The 19,995-nt window shown below is 57.3% G+C and carries 17 protein-coding genes; 2 read left to right on the forward strand and 15 right to left on the reverse strand.

The genetic code is table 11. The features are described 5' to 3' along the window. Positions 1 to 8: 8 nt before the first annotated feature. From ACVDG4_RS04375 to rpsB, 6 genes are all read right to left on the reverse strand, one after another. Positions 9 to 851, reverse strand: a complete 843-nt coding sequence (locus tag ACVDG4_RS04375) for a phosphatidate cytidylyltransferase (protein ID WP_447234152.1) — start codon at positions 849 to 851, stop codon at positions 9 to 11. Positions 852 to 866: 15 nt separating this feature from the next. Further along, positions 867 to 1,634, reverse strand: coding sequence for an isoprenyl transferase (locus ACVDG4_RS04380; protein WP_447234153.1), 768 nt, complete (start codon positions 1,632 to 1,634; stop codon positions 867 to 869). 33 nt (positions 1,635 to 1,667) lie between these two features. Beyond that, complete coding sequence (gene frr, locus ACVDG4_RS04385; protein ID WP_008196500.1) at positions 1,668 to 2,231, reverse strand: ribosome recycling factor; 564 nt, start codon at positions 2,229 to 2,231, stop codon at positions 1,668 to 1,670. 105 nt (positions 2,232 to 2,336) lie between these two features. After that, positions 2,337 to 3,059: a UMP kinase gene (gene pyrH, locus ACVDG4_RS04390; RefSeq protein ID WP_008192166.1), complete on the reverse strand. Its 723-nt coding sequence runs from the start codon at positions 3,057 to 3,059 to the stop codon at positions 2,337 to 2,339. A 71-nt stretch (positions 3,060 to 3,130) separates the two neighbouring features. Continuing rightward, positions 3,131 to 4,048 (reverse strand): translation elongation factor Ts, encoded by a 918-nt coding sequence (gene tsf / locus ACVDG4_RS04395; RefSeq protein ID WP_133950046.1) that lies wholly within the window; start codon positions 4,046 to 4,048, stop codon positions 3,131 to 3,133. Between the two features lie 154 nt (positions 4,049 to 4,202). Then, entirely contained in the window at positions 4,203 to 5,012 is an 810-nt protein-coding gene (gene rpsB, locus ACVDG4_RS04400; protein WP_209175834.1) for a 30S ribosomal protein S2, read from the reverse strand. Positions 5,013 to 5,326: 314 nt separating this feature from the next. Between rpsB and ACVDG4_RS04405 the strand changes: the two genes are divergently transcribed. Next, the gene (locus ACVDG4_RS04405) at positions 5,327 to 5,725 is read left to right on the forward strand and encodes a VOC family protein (RefSeq protein ID WP_447234154.1); all 399 of its coding nucleotides are present in this window, start codon (positions 5,327 to 5,329) and stop codon (positions 5,723 to 5,725) included. Positions 5,726 to 5,740: 15 nt separating this feature from the next. On the opposite strand, the gene dnaE is transcribed toward ACVDG4_RS04405, so the two are convergent. The 4 genes from dnaE to proS form a co-directional block, all read right to left on the reverse strand. Next, positions 5,741 to 9,184, reverse strand: coding sequence for a DNA polymerase III subunit alpha (gene dnaE, locus ACVDG4_RS04410; protein ID WP_447235084.1), 3,444 nt, complete (start codon positions 9,182 to 9,184; stop codon positions 5,741 to 5,743). A 581-nt stretch (positions 9,185 to 9,765) separates the two neighbouring features. Beyond that, a complete protein-coding gene (locus ACVDG4_RS04415; protein WP_133950053.1) occupies positions 9,766 to 10,482 on the reverse strand; it encodes an ABC transporter ATP-binding protein in 717 nt (238 codons plus the stop codon). A 10-nt stretch (positions 10,483 to 10,492) separates the two neighbouring features. After that, positions 10,493 to 11,797 carry a lipoprotein-releasing ABC transporter permease subunit gene (locus ACVDG4_RS04420; protein ID WP_447234155.1) on the reverse strand — a complete coding sequence of 435 codons (1,305 nt, stop codon included), beginning with the start codon at positions 11,795 to 11,797 and terminating at the stop codon, positions 10,493 to 10,495. Positions 11,798 to 11,877: 80 nt separating this feature from the next. Further along, on the reverse strand, positions 11,878 to 13,206 hold the full coding sequence (gene proS, locus ACVDG4_RS04425; protein WP_447234156.1) for a proline--tRNA ligase: 1,329 nt from the start codon (positions 13,204 to 13,206) through the stop codon (positions 11,878 to 11,880). Between the two features lie 947 nt (positions 13,207 to 14,153). On the opposite strand from proS, the gene ACVDG4_RS04430 reads away from it, so the two are divergent. Continuing rightward, positions 14,154 to 15,185 carry a hypothetical protein gene (locus ACVDG4_RS04430; RefSeq protein WP_409691732.1) on the forward strand — a complete coding sequence of 344 codons (1,032 nt, stop codon included), beginning with the start codon at positions 14,154 to 14,156 and terminating at the stop codon, positions 15,183 to 15,185. Positions 15,186 to 15,262: 77 nt separating this feature from the next. Here the strand turns inward: ACVDG4_RS04430 and ACVDG4_RS04435 are convergent, their stop codons facing one another. From ACVDG4_RS04435 to nuoN, 5 genes are read right to left on the reverse strand one after another with little or no spacing between them, the layout of a single operon-like run. Further along, on the reverse strand, positions 15,263 to 15,553 hold the full coding sequence (locus ACVDG4_RS04435; RefSeq protein ID WP_055672865.1) for a DUF1467 family protein: 291 nt from the start codon (positions 15,551 to 15,553) through the stop codon (positions 15,263 to 15,265). A 4-nt stretch (positions 15,554 to 15,557) separates the two neighbouring features. Next, positions 15,558 to 15,962 carry a methylmalonyl-CoA epimerase gene (mce, locus tag ACVDG4_RS04440; protein WP_447234157.1) on the reverse strand — a complete coding sequence of 135 codons (405 nt, stop codon included), beginning with the start codon at positions 15,960 to 15,962 and terminating at the stop codon, positions 15,558 to 15,560. Between the two features lie 55 nt (positions 15,963 to 16,017). Continuing rightward, complete coding sequence (locus ACVDG4_RS04445) at positions 16,018 to 17,697, reverse strand: ribonuclease J (RefSeq protein WP_447234158.1); 1,680 nt, start codon at positions 17,695 to 17,697, stop codon at positions 16,018 to 16,020. Between the two features lie 45 nt (positions 17,698 to 17,742). Beyond that, positions 17,743 to 18,528 carry a biotin--[acetyl-CoA-carboxylase] ligase gene (locus tag ACVDG4_RS04450; protein WP_447234159.1) on the reverse strand — a complete coding sequence of 262 codons (786 nt, stop codon included), beginning with the start codon at positions 18,526 to 18,528 and terminating at the stop codon, positions 17,743 to 17,745. Positions 18,529 to 18,543: 15 nt separating this feature from the next. Then, a complete protein-coding gene (gene nuoN / locus ACVDG4_RS04455; protein ID WP_306147016.1) occupies positions 18,544 to 19,983 on the reverse strand; it encodes an NADH-quinone oxidoreductase subunit NuoN in 1,440 nt (479 codons plus the stop codon). Between the last annotated feature and the right edge of the window lie 12 nt (positions 19,984 to 19,995).

Consider the following 19,995-nt stretch of genomic DNA (forward strand, 5'->3'; position numbering starts at 1 on the left):
TCTCCCACTCAGAATAGAGCCAAGCTGTTTAAAGGATCTGCAAACGTGCCACCGGCGACCAGACCGATCAGCACCGCAAAGATAGCAGCAGCGACCAAGCCATCAATCCGATCCATGATACCGCCATGTCCGGGTATCAGCTGGCTGGAATCTTTAACATCAAATCGGCGTTTGATCGCAGATTCCATCAAATCACCGGCTTGTGAAACGATTGACAGGATAGCCGCAAGCACGGCCCAGGTCACAAGTTGACTGGCTCCGCTTATTGCCGCGACGCCGACACCGAAAACGATTGCGATGGTAAGGCCGCCGATTGCACCCGACCAGGTTTTCTTAGGCGACACCCTTGCCCAGAGTTTGGGGCCGCCAATTGCCCGGCCGGTGAAGTATGCAAAGATATCTGTCGCCCAAACCACAAAGAACAAAAAGAAAGTGAAGACCAGACCGCCAGTGCCTGCCCGCAAGGACAAGAGCGCGGTGAGGGCCAGGCCGCTGTACACGATACCTTCCGCCCCCCAGCGCCCTTCCCTGGAAAAACCGGACAAAACCAGCGTCGCAGCCGCGCCAGCAGCCACGACCAACAGTCCCTCAACGTGAAAACCGAAAAGCTTCAGACCACATGCACCGACGAGAGCTACCTGCCCGGCGATCGCGGGAACCGATGTCTGCTTGGTCCCGGTGATCGTAAACCACTCTGACAGGAAAAGGATAGCAGCCGCCAACACAAGGACCGCATAGGCCCATCCACCAAGATAAATCAGCCCAAGAACCAGAGGCCCCAAAACCACTGCTGACAGAACCCGCAGCTGCAGATTGCTTTTCGTTTTGGCTGGAAGGTCTTGATCAGGCATTACCTTTTAACGGCCTCAAAGTGCCTGCGCGGTGACACCACCGTACCGCCGATCCCGGTTGCCGAAGCACTCCAGCGCCTGATCCAGCGCAGCTTCATCGAAATCGGGCCACATGAGATCCGAGAAATAGAACTCTGTGTAAGCCGCCTGCCATAAGAGGAAATTTGAGAGGCGGAGTTCGCCACTTGTGCGCACGATCAGATCAGGATCAGGTAGACCCGCTGTGTCGAGCTCGGCGGAAATATGGGCTTCCGTAACGGCGCTTGGTTCGATTTCGCCGCGCGCAACCTTCTCGCACAACTTTTTCACCGCAGCGGTCAGCTCTTGCCGTGCGCCGTAGTTGAAGGCAACAACCAGCTCCATGCCCGTGTTGTTGTGGGTCAGCTCCTCGGCATCGAGCAAAAGCTTGAGGATACCAGCGTCGAGATTATCGCGCTCACCGATAATGCGGATGCGGATGTTTTCCCGGTGCAACTCACTCAAGTCACGCTGCACGAACCGGCGCAGCAGCCCCATCAGAAATCTGACTTCAGGCTCCGGCCGGCTCCAATTTTCGGTCGAGAAGCTGTAGATCGTTACTATTCCGACGCCCCGCAGAGCGGCATGACGGATGATTTTACGGAGCGCCTCCAGCCCCTGACGGTGGCCTTCGGTACGCGGCAGGCCGCGGGAAGACGCCCACCGGCCATTTCCGTCCATGATGAACGCAACATGGTTTGGCACATGCGAAGGCGCAGCCAAAACCGGCTCTGCATTTGCCTGTCGTTCCAGGTTGCTGCTCATCCTAGTCCTCGACTGCTGGCCCAAAGCCGCCCTTTAAACCTGCGAAATCTCCGCCTCTTTCTTCGCAAGCATCGCATCCACTTCGCCGATCATCCCATCGGTGAGTTTTTGCACTTCGTCAGATGCAACACGGCTGTCGTCCTGAGAGATCTCGCCGTCTTTTTCTGCCTTCTTGGCGTCATCCATTCCATCGCGGCGTACGTGACGGATCGCAACCTTGGCCTGTTCGGCATACTTGTGCGCAACCTTGATCAGCTCCTGACGGCGCTCCTGGTTGAGCTCGGGGATCGGCAGACGCAGCAATTGACCGTCCACAACCGGGTTCAAGCCGAGGTTTGATTCGCGAATGGCTTTTTCGACAGCGGCAACCATGGACTTGTCCCAGACCTGAATCGCAACCATGCGCGGCTCTGGTACGGAAACCGTTCCAACTTGGCTCAGCGGCATGGACTGGCCATAAGCGTCGACAGAAATCGGATCGAGCATGCTTGCGGATGCGCGGCCTGTCCGCAGACCTGAGAAATCAGTTTTCAGAGAAGAAAGCGCGCCTTGCATGCGCCGCTTCAAGTCATCCAGGTCGACACCTTCTACAGACATTTTGTCCTCACTGTTCTTGTTGCTTAAGCCAAATCAGATCCGGCGCGCCAACATGGCACAACCGCACCGAAACACAAGTGCTGCAGCCTGTTAGGCGCCGAAAAACTACTCGTCACCCACGACTGTGTAGGTTCCCGTTTCCTGCAACACACTGACCAGCGCGCCCGGCGAATGGATCGAGAAGACAATGACCGGGATGGAATTGTCCCGGGCCAAGGCGATCGCGGTGGTGTCCATGACCTTCAGGTTGCGGCTGATGACCTCGTCATAGCCGAGAGTTTCATACCGCTCTGCATCCGGGTTGACCTTGGGGTCCTCAGAATAAACGCCGTCCACTTGCGTGCCCTTCAAAAAGGCATCGCATTTCATTTCGGCAGCACGCAAGGCCGCCCCGCTGTCAGTGGTGAAAAACGGGTTTCCGGTACCGCCTGCAAAAATGATCACATCGCCATCTTCCATGTAACGATCCGCCACACGTTGAGAGAAGGTCTCGCAGATGGATGGGACCGCGACGGCGGACAAGACACGGGCGTTGACCTTGAGACGGCGCAAGGCATCGGCAAGGGTCAGGCTGTTCATGATGGTTGCAAGCATGCCCATGTGGTCACCGGTCACCCGGTTGCCGCCCTTGGCAGCCACTGCCACGCCGCGGAAGATATTGCCGCCGCCGACAACCACGCCGACCTGCGCGCCAAGCGCCACGGCGTCCGCAATTTCCTTTGCAATCCTTTGCACAATCGCCGGGTCAATTCCGAAAGCCTGCGATCCCATGAGGGCCTCGCCGGAGAGCTTGAGGAGGATCCGTTTCCAACGCAAAGGAGATGTCATCTGTGTACCTTGGGTAAAATTAAGCCTTCAAAAAAAAAAGCGCCGGACTAACCGGCGCTTTTCTTGGGACCTTACTGCCCGGAGGCTGCCGCCACTTCCGCGGCGAAATCCTGCTCTTCCTTCTCGATCCCTTCGCCGAGTGCGAAGCGGACGAAACCGGAAAGCTTGACCTCGGTGCCGAGGTCTTTGGCAAGCGCCTCAACGGCCTGCTCTACCGTCTGATCAGGATTGATCACGAATGCCTGTTTCACGAGGGTAACTTCCTCGTAGAACTTGCGCAGACGGCCTTCCACCATTTTCTCAATGATGTTTTCCGGCTTGCCGGATTCACGAGCCTGTTCAGAGAACACGGATTTTTCACGCTCGACCACTTCCGGGTCCAGCTCTTCAGTGTTCAAAGCCAGAGGGCTGGTTGCAGCAACGTGCATCGCGATCTGACGGCCAAGCGCGTTCAGCTTGTCCTTGTCACCGGAGGATTCCAGTGCAACCAGAACACCGATCTTGCCGAGGCCATCGGCGACAGCGCCGTGGACATAGGTAGACACAACACCATCGCCAACGGACAGGATCGCGGTCCGGCGGAGGGTCATGTTCTCGCCGATTGTGGCGATCGCATCGGTGATGGAATCAGCGACAGACTTGCCGTCCAGATTGGCTGCAGTTACTGCGTCGACAGAACCGTCGGTGCCAACGGCAACGGTTGCGACCTTGCCGACCAGTTCCTGGAACCCTTCGTTGCGGGCAACGAAGTCGGTTTCGGAGTTCAGCTCGATCACAGCAGCCTTGGTGCCTTCAGCAGCAACGCCAACCAGGCCTTCAGCGGCCACGCGGCCAGCCTTCTTGGCAGCTTTTGCCAGGCCTTTGGTGCGCAGCCAATCAACAGCTGCTTCCATGTCACCGCCGTTTTCAGTCAGGGCGGTCTTGCAGTCCATCATGCCAGCGCCGGATTTCTCACGGAGCTCTTTTACCATCGCGGCGGTAATGCTCATCGATTGCCTCGTAGATGGGGGGTTTCAGATGAGACACGGTTTAGCCGATGGCTTTCCGCGCCTTTATGACGGGCCTGCAACAATTTGCACCCCGCCTTGCGAATTCAACATGTTTCTACCGCGCGGATCGCCGCGCGGTAGAAATCAGATCAATTTAAGCTTGGGCAGCCGCTGCTTCAGCTTCAGCCGGAGCTTCTTCTGCAGCCGCTTCGACCAGCGCTTCTTCGACCGGAGCTTCTTCAGAAGCGCCAACGTCCATTCCAGATGCGCCTTGTGCACGGGAGATGCCATCGATGGCAGCGCGTGCGATGAGGTCGCAGTACAGAGAAATCGCGCGGCCAGCGTCATCGTTGCCAGGAACCGGGTAAGTGATGCCTTCCGGGCTGGAATTGGAATCCAGGATAGCTGCAACCGGAATACCCAGACGGCGGGCTTCCTGGATCGCGATTGCTTCGCGGTTGGTGTCGATGACGAAGATCAGGTCCGGGATACCACCCATGTCCTTGATACCGCCAAGGTTCCGCTCAAGCTTTTCGCGCTCGCGGTCCATGAACAGGCGCTCTTTCTTGGTCAGAGCGTTTGCAGCGTCAGAGTTCAGGGTCTCTTCCAGCTTGCGCAGGCGCTGAATGGACTGGGAAATGGTTTTCCAGTTGGTCAGCATGCCGCCGAGCCAGCGGGCGTTGACGAAGTACTGCGCAGAATTGCGGGCAGACGTTGCAACGGCTTCCTGAGCCTGACGCTTGGTGCCAACAAGCAGAACGCGGCCACCACCGGCGACGGTGTCAGAGACAGCTTTCAGTGCCTGGTGAAGAAGCGGAACGGTCTGGGACAGGTCCATGATGTGAACATCGTTGCGTACACCAAAGATGTACTGACCCATGCGCGGGTTCCAACGGTGTTTCTGGTGACCAAAGTGAACGCCAGCTTCCAGCAGCTGACGCATCGTGAAATCAGGCAATGCCATGCCTATAACTCCTGAGTTTTCCGGTTTTACCTCCGCAAGAGGGTGTGGGCCGGAGGAAGATCTCCTGTCGGCCACCGGATGGACCCCGATAAGCTCGGTTTCCGCCCCTTGCGTGTGGAATGGGCGCCTTATAGTGGGAGAGAAATTTTATTTCAAGAGCCGGGAGACGGTTTTATGCGCAGAAAGTACTTCTATCAGCCGTTATCCTGCGGCACTATCGGCGCCCTCCACGGCGCAGCCAACCTGCATCTATCTCATTATTGCTTATGAGGCGCCACTTGCGCCGGACTGCCTCTCTTTCCAAGGAGACCTTTTTGGCCACAATCGGCATCAATCACCTCGGCCTCACCGTCCGCGATCTGGACCAGACTACGGCCTTTTTCACAGATTGCCTCGGCTGGGCACTTTTGGCCCGCGATGACAGTTACCCGCGCACCACCGTTACTGACGGCACCTGCCGTTTGACCCTGTGGCAAGCGGACAAAACCCAAGCGATCACAGACTTTGACCGCAAAACCAACATCGGCCTGCATCACCTCGCCCTGGAAGTTCCGAGCCGGGATGCGCTCGACGCATTGGCGGCGAAAGTCGGCAATTGGCCCGGCGTTCAGATGGAATTCACCCCGGAACCCATGGGCGCCGGTCCGCGGATGCACGCGATGTTTTCAGAGCCGGGCGGAATCCGCCTGGAAATCATCTGGCCTGCCAGCTGATTTCCAGGCGCAACGTTAAGCCATCTGCACGTCGGTGACCCCGGGCACCGCTTTCAGCGCACCGGCAATCTCCGGCGAGAGGCGGAACCGGCCAGGCAGTTTCACTTCGACTTCGCGGGCACCGTTTTCTAGAAGCACGATCACCGTAACATCCCCCTCACCGCGCACTGTCAGCTGCTTGGCGAGACTTGCAATCGGCCGTTCGTCGCGCACAAACACCCGCATGCTTTTTTGAAGCCGCGCGGCCACCTTGTCGATCGGGTCAACCTGTTCAATCCGGAGTGAGGGTTCATCGTCGCGCATGTCCGCGCCAACGAGCACGACCACCGAACGCCCGGTTTGAAGGACATCGCGGAACTGCTCCAGCTTTTCGCGAAAGAGCAGCGCTTCATACTGGCCAGTGGCATCCGACAAGCGCGCTATGCCCATACGGGTTCCAGACTTTGTCTTGCGCTCCTGCATAGAGATCACGGTCCCTGCAAGACGGCCGGCCGATGCCCCTTTTTTCACCGCTTCGGCAAACTGTGCCCACGGCTGAGCGCGCATCTTTTCTAGAACAGAGGCATATTCATCGATCGGATGCGCGGAGAGATAAAAGCCGATCGCCGAATGCTCGCGCTGAAGCTTCTCCTCAGACGTCCAGCCATGAACCTCATCGAGCTGCAGGGGCTCTTCGCTGTCAGATCCGCCAAACAGTTCATCCTGACCGAGGGTCTTGTTTTCTTCCGTGCGCTGCGCGAGCCCCATGATCCGGTCAAGACCTTCAAAAACACGAGCCCGGTTCGGCTCCAGCTCATCGAACGCGCCGGCGGCAACCAGATTTTCAAGCGTGCGCTTGTTCAAAGCCTTCGGCGAAATCCGCCGGGCAAAATCGCCGAGGCTTATGAACGGTGTCTCGCCGCGCACCTCTACAATATGTTCCACCGCCTGTTCGCCAACACCCTTCACGGCCCCCATTGCGTAGAGGATCTTGCCGTCCGATACGTCGAAATAGACCTGCGAGCGGTTGATGGATGGTGGCACCACCTCAATACCCATCCGCCGAGCTTCCTGACGGAAATCCCCGAGCTTTTCGGTATTCCCCATATCGAGTGTCATGGACGCTGCCATGAACTCGACCGGGTGGTTCGCCTTCAGCCAGGCGGTGTGATAGGAGACCAGCGCGTAGGCGGCCGCGTGCGACTTGTTAAAGCCGTAGTTCGCGAATTTCGCCACAAGGTCGAAGATTGTTCCGGCCTGGGTCTTGTTGATGCCCCGCTCAACGGCGCCGTCGACAAAGCGGGCGCGCTGCACCTCCATTTCCGCAGCAATCTTCTTACCCATCGCCCGGCGCAGAAGGTCCGCTTCTCCAAGCGAATAACCTGAGAGCACCTGCGCGATCTGCATCACCTGCTCCTGGTAGACGATGATGCCATTCGTCTCCATCAGGATTGGCTCGAGCAGCGGATGCAGACAATCCGGCTCCTGCTCGCCGTGCTTCACCGCATTGTAGACCGGGATGTTCTCCATCGGGCCCGGACGGTACAGCGCAACGAGCGCAATAATGTCTTCAAACCGGTCCGGCTTCATGCCGGCAACGGCACGGCGCATGCCCTGACTTTCCAGCTGGAACACACCGAACGTCTCACCGCGGGTCAAAAGATCATAGGACTTCTTGTCGTCAATCGGCAGGCTGGCAACATCCACGTTGATGCCCCGCCGCTCGATCAACTTCACCGCCGTGTCGATGACCGTCAGTGTTTTCAGGCCGAGAAAGTCGAATTTTACAAGGCCAGCATCCTCAACCATCTTCATGTTGAATTGGGCAACCGGCATGTCGGAACGCGGGTCGCGGTAGAGCGGGACGAGCTGCTCAAGCGGCCGGTCGCCGATCACCACACCGGCTGCGTGGGTGGACGCATGCCGGTAAAGCCCTTCAAGCTTTTGGGCCATTCCAAGAAGCCGCTCGACGATTTCTTCTTCGGCGGCTGCTTCACGCAGGCGCGGCTCGTCCTCAATCGCCTGGCCAAGGGTGACCGGATTGGCCGGGTTGGCGGGCACGAGCTTACACAGCCTGTCGACCTGGCCATACGGCATCTGCAACACACGACCAACGTCGCGCAGCACCGCACGCGCCTGCAAGGACCCGAAGGTGATGATCTGGGCCACCTGCTGACGGCCATACTTCTCCTGCACGTAACGTATGACTTCTTCACGCCGGGACTGGCAGAAGTCGATGTCGAAATCCGGCATCGAGACACGTTCCGGGTTCAAGAAACGCTCAAAGAGAAGCGAGAATCGCATCGGGTCAAGATCGGTGATGGTCAAGGACCAGGCCACCAGGGAGCCCGCACCAGAGCCACGGCCCGGTCCAACCGGGATGTCGTGATTCTTGGCCCATTTGATGAAGTCGGCAACGATCAGGAAGTAACCCGGAAACTTCATCCGTTCGATGATACCGGTCTCATAATCGAGGCGTTCCCAGTAGTCTTTTTCCTCAAGGCCCGGCGCCAGGCCATGGGCATCGAGGCGGGCCTGAAGCCCTTCGCGGGCCTGGCGTTTCAGTTCTTCCGATTCGGCGCGCTCGGCTTCTTCCGGGTCCGCATCTGCACCAGCAAACCGGGGCAGGATTGGAGCCCGTTTCATCGGCCGGAACGAACAGCGCTGAGCGATCTCAATCGTGGAGGCCAGTGCTTCGGGCAAATCTGCAAAAAGAGCGCACATTTCTGAGCGCGTCTTGAAGTAGTGCTCCGGCGTTAACCGCCGCCGGTCGCTTTCGATCAGAACCCGGCCTTCCGAGATACAGATCAGCGCATCGTGCGCCTCATAATCATCGCGCGCTGGAAAGAAAGCCTCATTGGTCGCAACGAGCGGCAAGCCCATCTCATAGGCAAGATCCAGGAATGCCTCTTCGGTCTTGCGCTCGCTCTCCATGCCGTGGCGCTGAAGCTCGACATAACACCGTCCGGCAAATCCATCGGCGAGTGTTTTCAGCCGGCTCTTCGCCAAATCTTTCCGGCCGGCCAACAGCGGCGCGCCAATGGCGCCCAGGCTGCCGCCAGTCAGAACAATCACATCTTGCGCTTTTTGAAGAAGATAGCTGATCGACACATGAGGCCTCAGGCCCGTTTCCGTGTCCAGAAACGCCCTTGATGTCAGTTCCATCAAGTTGCCGTAACCGGTTTCGGTCATGGCAATCAGGACGAGGTCAGCAAGTGCCGGCTCGCCGCGCCGTCCGCTGTCCAGACCATCATCAAAAAACACTGACAATTGGCACGCCGTGATCGGCTGGATGCCGGCGCCCCAGGCTTTGCTCGAGAACTCCTGCGCACCAAAAAGATTGTTGGTGTCGGCGATCGCAAGCGCCGGCTGCTCATCTGCCTTGGCGAGATCCAAGAGCTTCTTGATGGGCAACGCCCCTTCCAGGAGCGAGAGCGCGGAATGAACGCGCAAGTGCACGAAACCCGGACCACTCCCCATTGGAGCAGGCGCTCCAGACACGGAGCTCATATCGCTGTCTACATTCGTCATGGCGGCATACTCAATGGCTTGCGCGAATCTTCGCTTCAAAGTGAAACGCCTCGGGTGCGTTTCGTCCAGCCGCCAGTGCGGTTGTCACCGCTGTTCTTTAAAGGGCTAAAAGCATCTCTGCCAGACCATGTTGTGCCATGTGTCTTACCAATTGCCTTCGCTAGTCCGACCACACCTCAAATCCGGTATCGTTTCGAGGGCATGCTGCCCGGCTGCCACCTGCCGGACTGCAGGTTGGATACGCTGCGGCTCAGCCAGCGGAGAGAATGACATCGCCCCAAACAGCGAGCGTCGCACAGAAGGAAACAAGGGATGCAAAAGCTGCACAGTCACGAGCGAAATAAAACATACCACCCTCCAACATCTTGTTCGATATCCAGAGCATGTTCCATTTATGTTCTCTTTGCAAGCCTTTTTTGTTCTTCTTGATTTGATTTGTATAAAACCCGCAGAAACCTTTGTGTTTTTGCTTTGTTCCAGTCTCACCAAAAGTGTTTTCGTCAAAAACCGGACCGCCTAGGTTCGCCAGATCAGCGGGGTTTTACGAGACCGTCTGCCAGCGTGATGGCGCGATCCATCCGTCCGGCAAGTTCAAGATTGTGGGTCGCAAAGAGCGTGGCAACACCGGAGGCCCGGACGAGCGCTGACAGCGCATCGAAGACATAATTCGCCGTGTTGGGATCAAGATTGCCGGTCGGTTCATCCAGAAGAAGAATCCGCGGCGCATTGGCAACTGCGCGGGCAACGGCAACCCGCTGCTGTTCACCGCCGGAAAGCTCAGACGGACGGTGGCTGCCCCGATCGGCAAGGCGCATATAGGCGAGCAGTTCATCGGCGCGGTCGGCCGCCACCTTTTTCGGCAACCCCCGGATCATCTGCGGCATCATGATGTTCTCCTGCGCGGTGAACTCCGGCAGTAGGTGATGAAACTGGTAGACAAAGCCGATGTCGTTGCGCCGGATTGCGGTCCGCTCATCATCCGACAAATCCGTGCAATTGACGCCGCCAAGATAGACATCGCCGCCATCGGGTTGCTCCAAGAGCCCCGCAATATGCAAAAGCGTCGATTTACCGGTTCCGGACGGAGCAACGAGCGCCACCATTTCACCGGCTTCGATGCGCAGGTTCGCACCATTTAGCACATGAAGCTTGTGGTCGCCTTCATCATACGCACGCGAAATCCCGGACAGTTCGATGGCAGCCGGTTGAAGGCCGGGAGCCCGGCGCGGATCTACAGCCTGGTTCATCTGCCCTCTCCTATTCGTACCGCAGGGCTTCGACCGGATCGAGCCGGGCAGCCCGCCACGCCGGATAAAGCGTCGCCAGAAGAGACAGAGCAAGCGCCATCAACAGAACCGTTACAGTCTCGCCGCTGTCGATTTCCGCCGGCAGTTTCGACAGGAAATAGAGCGTTGGATCAAACAGCTGCGTCGACGTCAGCCAGGAAACGAATTGCCGGATGCTCTCAATGTTGAGGCACACGATGAGCCCAAGGAAAAAACCCGCCAGCGTGCCGACACAGCCAATGCTGGCGCCTGTGATCAAAAAGATCCGCATAATGGACCCACGCGTTGCGCCCATGGTCCGCAAGATCGCAATGTCATGCCCCTTGTCCTTCACCAGCATAATCAGGCCTGAAATGATATTGAGCGCAGCAACCAGGACAATGAGCGTCAGGATGATGAACATCACGTTCCGCTCAACCTCAAGTGCGGAAAAGAACGTCACATTCCGCTGCCGCCAGTCGGTTACGAACGCCGGACGGCCGGCAGCTTCTTCAACGGCAGCCAGCATGGTTCCGACATTGTCCGGATCGACCACGTAAAGCTCAATCCCGGTCGTGATGCCGTCCATGTTGAAATAGGCTTGGGATTCGGGCAGCGGCATGAACAGGAAAGTCGCGTCATATTCACTCATGCCGATCTCGAAGACCGCGGTCACCGGATAGGCCTTGACCCGCGGGGTCACGCCCATCGGGGTAACACTGCCACGCGGTGAAATGATGGTGATGTTGTCACCAAGCGTGATGCCGAGCTGTTGCGCCATGCGCGAACCGATGGCAACGCCTTGACCGGCATCAAAACCATCCAGCGTCCCGGCGCGCAAGTTGTTGGCAACCAACGGGATCCGGCGCAAGTCACTTTCTTTGAGGCCGCGCACCAGTGCTCCGAGGTTTCCGGCTGGACCGGAGACGAGCGCCTGACCTTCAACGAAAGGAATGGCGCTGATGACCTCCGGGACACCCTCAAGGCGTTTGGCCACCGGATCATAATCGGTGAGCGGCTGGTCAATCGGCTGGATCAGCATGTGGCCATTGATCCCGAGGATCTTGCCCAAGAGTTCAGAGCGGAACCCGTTCATCACCGCCATGACGATGATGAGCGTTGCAACGCCCAGCATGATGCCTGCGAAGGAAAATCCGGCGATCACTGAAATGAAGGTTTCCCGGCGGCGCGAGCGTAGGTAGCGGCCGGCGATCATCCATTCAAAGGGCGCAAAGGGGCGTGTCGGCTCTGCCGCCTCCCGATCCGCGCCCTCGCGGGCAGTGTCTACTGCTGTCATTTTCCATCCAATTCAGCAATGCCCCGGTGACCGCAGTTTCCCGCAGCCGATTCCCCGCCCCAGAGGATCACCGGACTGGATCAGTCCGTCAATGCCGCGGTGAGCTTGTTCAAGGTCGCCTCTGGGGTCAGCATTTCCTTTTCCCCAGTTGCCCGGTCCTTGACCTCCAGCACACCATCTTTCAGCCCGCGCGGACCGGCCACCACCTGGAACGGCAGACCGATCAGATCCATCGTGGCAAATTTCGCCCCTGCCCGGCTGTCCGTGTCGTCGTAAAGAACCTCAATACCGGCAGCTTCCAGCTTGGCGTAAAGATCCTCACAGACCGGGTCGGTCAAATCATCGCCCGGGCGCATGTTGATGATGCCAACATGGAACGGTGCCACCGATTTCGGCCAGATGATTCCACCCTCATCATGATTGGCTTCAATCAAGGCGCCAAGAAGACGGGATACGCCGACACCGTAGGAGCCCATGTGAACCGGCACTTCCGTCCCTTCAGCGGTGGCGACCTTGGCGCCCATCGCGTCGGAGTATTTTGTGCCGAAATAGAAGATGTGTCCGACTTCGATACCGCGCGCAGACACGCGTGTGTCCTCTGACAATGCGCCGAAAGCTGCTTCATCATGCATTTCATCGGTTGCCGCGTAGGGGGTCGTCCAGCTTTCAACGATCGGTGACAGGTCCGACCAGAAATCTGTGTCCTTGGCCGGGATCGGCATTTCAAGAAGTGACTTGTCCAGGAACACTTCGCTCTCGCCGGTTTCCGCAAGGATGATGAACTCGTGGCTGAGATCGCCGCCAATCGGGCCTGTGTCGGCTTTCATCGGAATCGCCTTCAGGCCCATCCGGTCAAAAGTGCGCAGATACGCAACGAACATACGGTTATAAGCATGACGCGCCGATTCCTGATCAAGATCGAAGGAATAAGCATCCTTCATCAGGAACTCGCGCCCGCGCATGATGCCGAACCGCGGCCGGACTTCATCCCGGAACTTCCACTGTATGTGGTAAAGGTTCAGCGGCAAATCCTTATAAGAGCGCACATAGCTGCGGAAGATGTCGGTGATCATCTCCTCGTTGGTCGGACCAAAGAGCATCTCCCGCTCATGGCGATCGGTGATGCGCAGCATTTCCTTGCCATAGGCATCGTATCGCCCGCTTTCGCGCCACAGATCGGCAGGCTGGATGGTCGGCATCAGCAGCTGCACTGCGCCTGCCCTTGCCTGCTCTTCTTCCACAATCCGCTCAATCTTACGAAGCACCTTCAATCCCAGCGGTAGCCAAGAATAAATCCCGGCGGACTGCTGGCGGATCATGCCAGCCCGCAGCATGAGCCGGTGGGAAACAATTTCCGCTTCCTTCGGAGTTTCTTTCAGGATGGGCAGGAAGTAACGGGACAGACGCATTTATGCACTCTCAAAACTGTGGCATTGCCGGATTTGTGCGCAGTCAAAGCGCAAGCTGACCCTAAACACAAGAGCAATCGCATTTTATGGCCGAGTTTTGCAGGATTTGCAGATAGACAGCGGGCCGCCAGCGGAATTGCAGGACTTAGCCAGCTCAGTTTGCAGCGCCGTTTTCCGGGTTCCATGTGTGTTTTTTTGACGCATCGGAAATAGGCAAGCAAAAAATGTAGGCTCTCCAAGACAAATAGGTGACAAGGCGAAAACAATCAGTTAGGTTCCGTTCCCATAACAAGAAAGCCCTAGGCAGAAATGTCAGGAGCTTACGGACATCGCGGTCTGAGTCTTGGGAGGAAGGACACCAGGCGCGCCTTACGGCAGCAGCCGCCCCGTCAAACCGGAAAACCGGCACGCGAGGGAACGGAGTCAATTTAGACGCGGAACTTTATCAAGGCAGAGCTTCAGGCTCTGCCTTTTTTCTTTGTCTGCGATAATTCGAACACTCGGAATTTCGACTAGCTTTGACGTTGGACGCGTCCTTATCCCTCGCACAAGACGGCGATCCACTGCGATTGTTGCTGCCTGCATTTCTGCCATGCCGGATGAGCATAACTGGCCGCGCCTATCTCCTAAAGAATTATGACGAATCGAACACCGCTATTTCGGCCAAGAAGCACCGCAGATTAGACATAGCCCCAATGCCCATTTTATTTCGGACACCAGAAATCCGGCTTTCAGATTAGGACCTTGCCAAGAAACATGAAGAAATAAACTTTCGGCATATTCCTCTCCTTAACCCTTCTTGCAACATAGTCATTTCTAACGTTACGTTTTTGTGACACAGAACACAGTGTAGCAGTCACGTGCCGGGCTACGCAGGAAGTGTGACGGCGCTAAGTACGACCCGCGTGCCGGGACACTAATAACGAAGAACAAAACTGGAGAACAAGATGGCTCTGCACGATTGGGCGCTTCCGGGGCTTCCGCTGGATCCGACACAAAGGCTCTCCCGCCCTCAGCAAGTGCCGCCTTTGCCGTCAGAGCCTTGCCTGCCAGTTCATCTCAACCGGAACGTATTTTACCTCGTTCCGTCAGATTCTACCGACGATACGAAAGACGATATCGGTGCGTTCTTCCGCCTGGGTGAATACTCCGAGGTGGAGCGCACCGCGTTTGAGAATGACCATCATGATGAGCTCTTCCCGGCTCAACACATTTCCGATGAAGGCGACGATACGTCTGTCTACTCAAATGCTGCTGGCGGTTCTCAAGGTATTCTTCTTGCCTGCGACGGCCGGGTGCTGATCAAAGCTGCTGAAAAAATGTACCTCGAGACTGCCGACTATCATCAGCAGGTCAACGGCGACTACACACTGGACGTCGATGGCGACTACACAGCGGCGGTCGAGGACAGCATCAATGTCTCCACGGACAACGGCGGCATTACTGTAACCAGCGGGCGAAACCAGCAAATCAAGATCAACGCGGGCGACGGCACCGGTAAGCTCGAAATAAAGTCGAAAGACGAGTCAAAAAACATCCAGGGCAAGTCCGACCACACCTACCACAAATGGCATACGGTGAAATACAAGGACTCCTTCGAAAGCCATAAGTTTGGTTGGGATTTCAACAGCATCTACGGGTTTGCAATGACCACCTACTATGGCGGGATCATGGAATCCGTCTACGGCATCCGCATGCAATTCGATAAATTCAACTTCATGTCCGACTGGGTCTCCTTGAATTGGAAAGGCACACAGATCGACCTGAAGGGCATCGTGATGAAAAAACTCACAGCCAAATTCGGAATGACGGATTGTTCGGCTGAATGGGATGAAATCATGGTCGGTCTGCAGGGCCTGAAGGCAGAGGCCACACGTCTGGAAGCAAAGCGCAAGGAATTGGCCGTTCAAAGCGGCAGCGTGGATCTGAAAAACCACGGCACCGGCGCTCGCCTGGTCGGGATCGAATGCGTGCTTTAACGACTGAAAAATGAGCGGAAAAACAAAAGGGGAGCAGCTACGGCGGCTCCCCTTTTTCATTCCATTCACACCGGGCTTTACCCGCCAGGCGTGGAGTAACTCTCGCTCGGAGGCATAAAGAAGGGAATATCATCCAAGCCGAAGCCACTGGAGCGCAGCCACATGTACCCGGCAAAGAGCACGCAGGTGACGACCGTTGTCATCAGCAGTACGCGCAACATCCGGGGGCGTTCAGGGGCACTGGCCTCAGAGCCCGGGATCACCTCGCCTGCTTCCTCCTGTGTCCGGCGCATGCCAAAGGGAAGCATTGCAAACAAGATGATCCACCACATCATGAAAAAGATTGCCAGGCTGAACGCCAAAGACATGTGATTAAGCCTCTTCCAATTCCGTCAGGGTGCCGAGAAAGTCCTTCGGGTGCAGGAACAGCACCGGTTTGCCGTGGGCACCGATTTTCGGTTCGCCGCTGCCAAGAACACGTGCGCCATCCGCCACCAGTTTGTCCCGCGCCGCGATGATGTCGTCGACTTCAAAACAGACGTGGTGGATACCGCCGGACGGGTTCTTCTCCAGAAATTTAGCGATCGGCGAATCTTCGCCAAGCGGTTCAAGCAACTCGATCTTGGTGTTCGGCAGGTTGATGAACACGGTCGAAACACCGTGGTCCGGCTGCGCTTCCTTGGCAGAGACATCCGCACCAAGCGTATCCCGGTAAACGGCGGTCGCCGCCTCGATATCCGACACTGCAATGGCCACGTGGTTAAGCCGACCGATCATTCCAATTCCTCCACAAACAGGCAGACCGTGATTTGAGCACGGTTTGCGGTGTAACTTATAGCCGGGTCACCACCACCTTGCAGAGCGTCTTTTTGCCCCAGACATCAAGGATCTCGGACCGGGCCGCACGGCGTGCCGCTTCCGCGATCAGATCCTTGTCCTTGCGCCGGGCTTTCGGAATACTCGTCACAGCGCCAATTACGGCCTTTTGAACGATGTCTTCCATCGGCTCGCCATCATCGTCCGTGTCCGGCAGTCCGAGCAGCACGGCATGTGGATCGTCGAGCAGCTCTCCGGACCGATTGACCACCAGTGTAATGATCGCAGCGCCTGCAAAAGACAGCTTCCGCCGTTCCTTCACCCCGGTGACCTCCGGATCATCAAGGATCCGGCCATCCTTCACCAGAATACCAAACGGCGCCTCATCAATGATTGCAGCCCGGCCGGCCACAAGGCGGATGATGTCCCCATTCTTGCCGCGAAGGACTTCCGGAACGCCTTGCTCCTTCGCAAACGCAGCATGAGCTGCAAGATGCAATGGTTCCCCGTGAACGGGAAGCACGACTTTTGGCTGTACCAGTTTGTAGAGCTGCTCCAGTTCACCGCGGCGCGGGTGTCCCGAAACATGGACCAGGGCATCCTTGTCGGTGACGATTTCAACGTCCTTGTCCGCCAGGTTATTGAGGACAGCCCCGACTTCCTTTTCATTTCCCGGAATGGTCCGGGAAGAAAAGATCACCATGTCGCCTTGTGCAAGCGCAATATTCCGGTGGTCGCCGGCAGCAATCCGTGCAAGTGCGGCCCGGTTTTCACCCTGTGATCCGGTGCACAACAACACCACCTTGTCACGCGGCAGATAGCCATAGGCTTCTTCGTCATGGAAGGCCGGGAGGTCATCCATGTATTCCAGCTCGTTGGCCACCTCGATGGCCCGGTGCATCGACCGGCCAACCACAACAACATCGCGCTCATTCGCAGCAGCAGCACGCGCAATTGCCCGGATGCGGGCCACGTTGGAAGCAAAGGTTGTCACGGCAACGCGGTGCTTGGCACGGCCAATCACCTTGGTCAGTTCAGCAGCGACATCGGCTTCACTTGGGCTGACACCGTCACGAACCGCATTGGTGCTGTCACAGACCAGCGCCATCACCCCTTCGCGGCCAAGCTCTGCCAGCCGGTCGAGGTCGATTGGTTGGCCAATGCCAGGGGATGTGTCGATTTTCCAGTCACCGGTGTGCAGCACCAAACCCGCCGGAGTGCGGATCGCAAGCGCACAAGGCTCCGGGATCGAGTGGGCCATGGCAACGAATTCCACGTCGAACGGACCAATCGTGTGACGCTCGCCCTGGCGGACAACCGTCACGGGAACCTCTTCAGCGCCCGGCTCACTCTCGGTCTTTGCCGCCAGCAGACCGGCGGTAAAGGCCGTTGCGTAGACCGGCACCTTCAGGAAGGGCCACAGGTGCAGGATCGCGCCATAGTGGTCTTCATGGGCATGGGTGATGACCATGCCGACAATGTTGTTGACCTCGTCTTCCAGAAACTTGATGTCCGGCATCACCAGATCGATGCCAGGAAGTTCCGGACCTGCAAAGCTGACCCCGCAATCGACGATCAGCCATTTCCGATTTCCTTCCGGCCCGAAGCCGTAAAGGCCGAGGTTCATGCCGATTTCGCCAACACCGCCAAGCGGCAGGAACACAAAGTCGTTTTCTTTATCCTTGGCCGAAGCCATCAAATTCTCCTACCCCTCACATTTTTCGAGGGAACTGTCCGGCCGTCATTCGCCGGATAAAAATACGTCACCGGCGTAGACAGTGCGTTTTTGGCTGTTATCCAGTCTTAGGACCAAATAGCCGGACGCATCCAGATCGTCAAAAATGCCGGTTATTTCTTCTTGAGCGGCCCGGACAGTGATCTTTTGTCCCAAATGCGCCGCCCGCTTCAACCATTGGCGCCGGATGCGATCAAAACCGTCCGGTTGGTGCCAGATTGCAAAATACTTTGCCAGTGTTTCCGCCAGCGCTGCGAACAAGCTGTCGGCCGATACTTGATAGCCTAGGCTGCGCAGATCGGTTGCCCGATACAACGCCGGATCGGGATGGGACACACAATTGACCCCAAACCCCATGACCGCAGCCAGCCTTCCGTCTTTGAGTGTCTCGGCTTCCAGCAAGATGCCCGAGAGTTTCGCTCCGTCGACCAGCAGGTCGTTCGGCCACTTCAACGACACCAATTGGAGCGTACCGGCAGCCTTGTCAACGGCTTCGGCGAGCGCAACAGCCGACAAAAGCGGCAATTCGCCGATGCGGGCCAAGGGAGCCGGGTCGATCAGCAGCACACTTGCGAAGAGATTTCCCTGCGGAGAAGTCCAGGCCCGCCCCCGCCGGCCCCGGCCTGCCGTCTGAACGCCTGCCCGGATCCAGAGGTTTCCAGGATGCCCCGAAACGGCCCGCTCCAGACACAGAGCGTTGGTCGAGCCGACCGTCTCATAGGCCTCATAGAGAAAATCCGGCGCTCCGGGCGCCGGACCTTTTGTCTCAAGATGTGGTGCGGGACTGTTCAATCGCCAAACCGCTTATCAAAACAACGACTGTGCCGCAGCGGTTGCAGCCGTTACGACCGGACCAGGCATGACCCAGAAAAAGACCACGAACACACCGGACAGGCCGAGGACGACCTTCAGTTCGGTCGGCATCGGCTGGAAGGCCTCCGCCGGTTCGTCAAAGAACATCACCTTGACGATGCGCAGGTAGTAGTAACAGCCGACCACGGATGCCAGCACGCCGATAACGGCTAGCGGATAGAGGCCTGCCTCGACAGCGGCTGCAAACACGAACCACTTTCCGAAGAAACCAATCAGCGGCGGAATGCCTGCAAGCGAGAACATCAGCAAACCAAGGATCACCGCCATCGGCAGGTTGGTTTGAGAAAGGCCGGAAAGATCGGAGATCTCTTCAACCATGCCATCCTTACGCCGCATGGACAAGATGCAGGCAAACACACCAAGCGTCATGCCGAGATAGGCGACCATATAGAAGATCACGCCTTCAACACCGGTCTGCGTACCGGCCGCAAGACCGACCAGCGCGTAGCCCATATGGCCGATGGACGAATACGCCATCAGGCGCTTCAGGTTGGTCTGACCAATTGCGGCGAACGCACCGAGCGCCATTGAGGCAATCGATACGAAGACGATTATCTGCTGCCAATCGCTGGTGACCGGATGAAACGCATCAATGACAATCCGCACCAGCATCCCCATGGCGGCAACCTTCGGAGCTGCTGCGAAGAATGCGGTGACAGGCGTTGGCGCACCTTCATAAACGTCCGGTGTCCACATGTGGAACGGAACGGCGGAGATCTTGAAGGCAAGGCCTGCAAGAATGAAGGTCAAACCAATGATCAGACCGATGGACGCGCCTTCTTGCGAAATCAAATCGGCAATTGCGGCGAAGGAGATCTGACCGGAGAAGCCGTAAACCAGCGACATGCCGTAAAGCAGCATGCCGGAGGACAGCGCGCCGAGAACGAAGTACTTCAAGCCCGCTTCTGTTGACCGGACACTGTCGCGGTTGATCGCAGCCACAACGTAGAGCGACAAACTCTGGAGTTCGAGACCCATGTAGAGCGCAATCATATCGTTTGCCGACAGCATCAGCATCATGCCGAGCGTCGCAAGGACGATCAGGATCGGATACTCAAAATGGTCAAACGACTGGCTCTTCGCATAGGCCCACGACATGGCGATCGCAAAGAACGATCCGACAAGGACCACCAGCTTCAAGAAGTAGGCGTAGTCATCGAGGATGAAGGAACCGCCGAAGGTTTCACCGAAACTTGGGACCAGCAGCAGCACGAGAAACGTACCGCCAAGAAGCCCCATCGCTCCACCAAAGACCGCGTAGCTGATGTTCCGGCCACCGAAGGCACCGACCATCAACAGCACCATCGCTCCGATCGCCAGAATGATTTCCGGCAAGGCCGGCATGAGATCTGGCAGTTGGGTCACGTCTGACATAGCTCTGTCTCG

The sequence above is a fragment of the Roseibium sp. MB-4 genome (assembly GCF_053005265.1).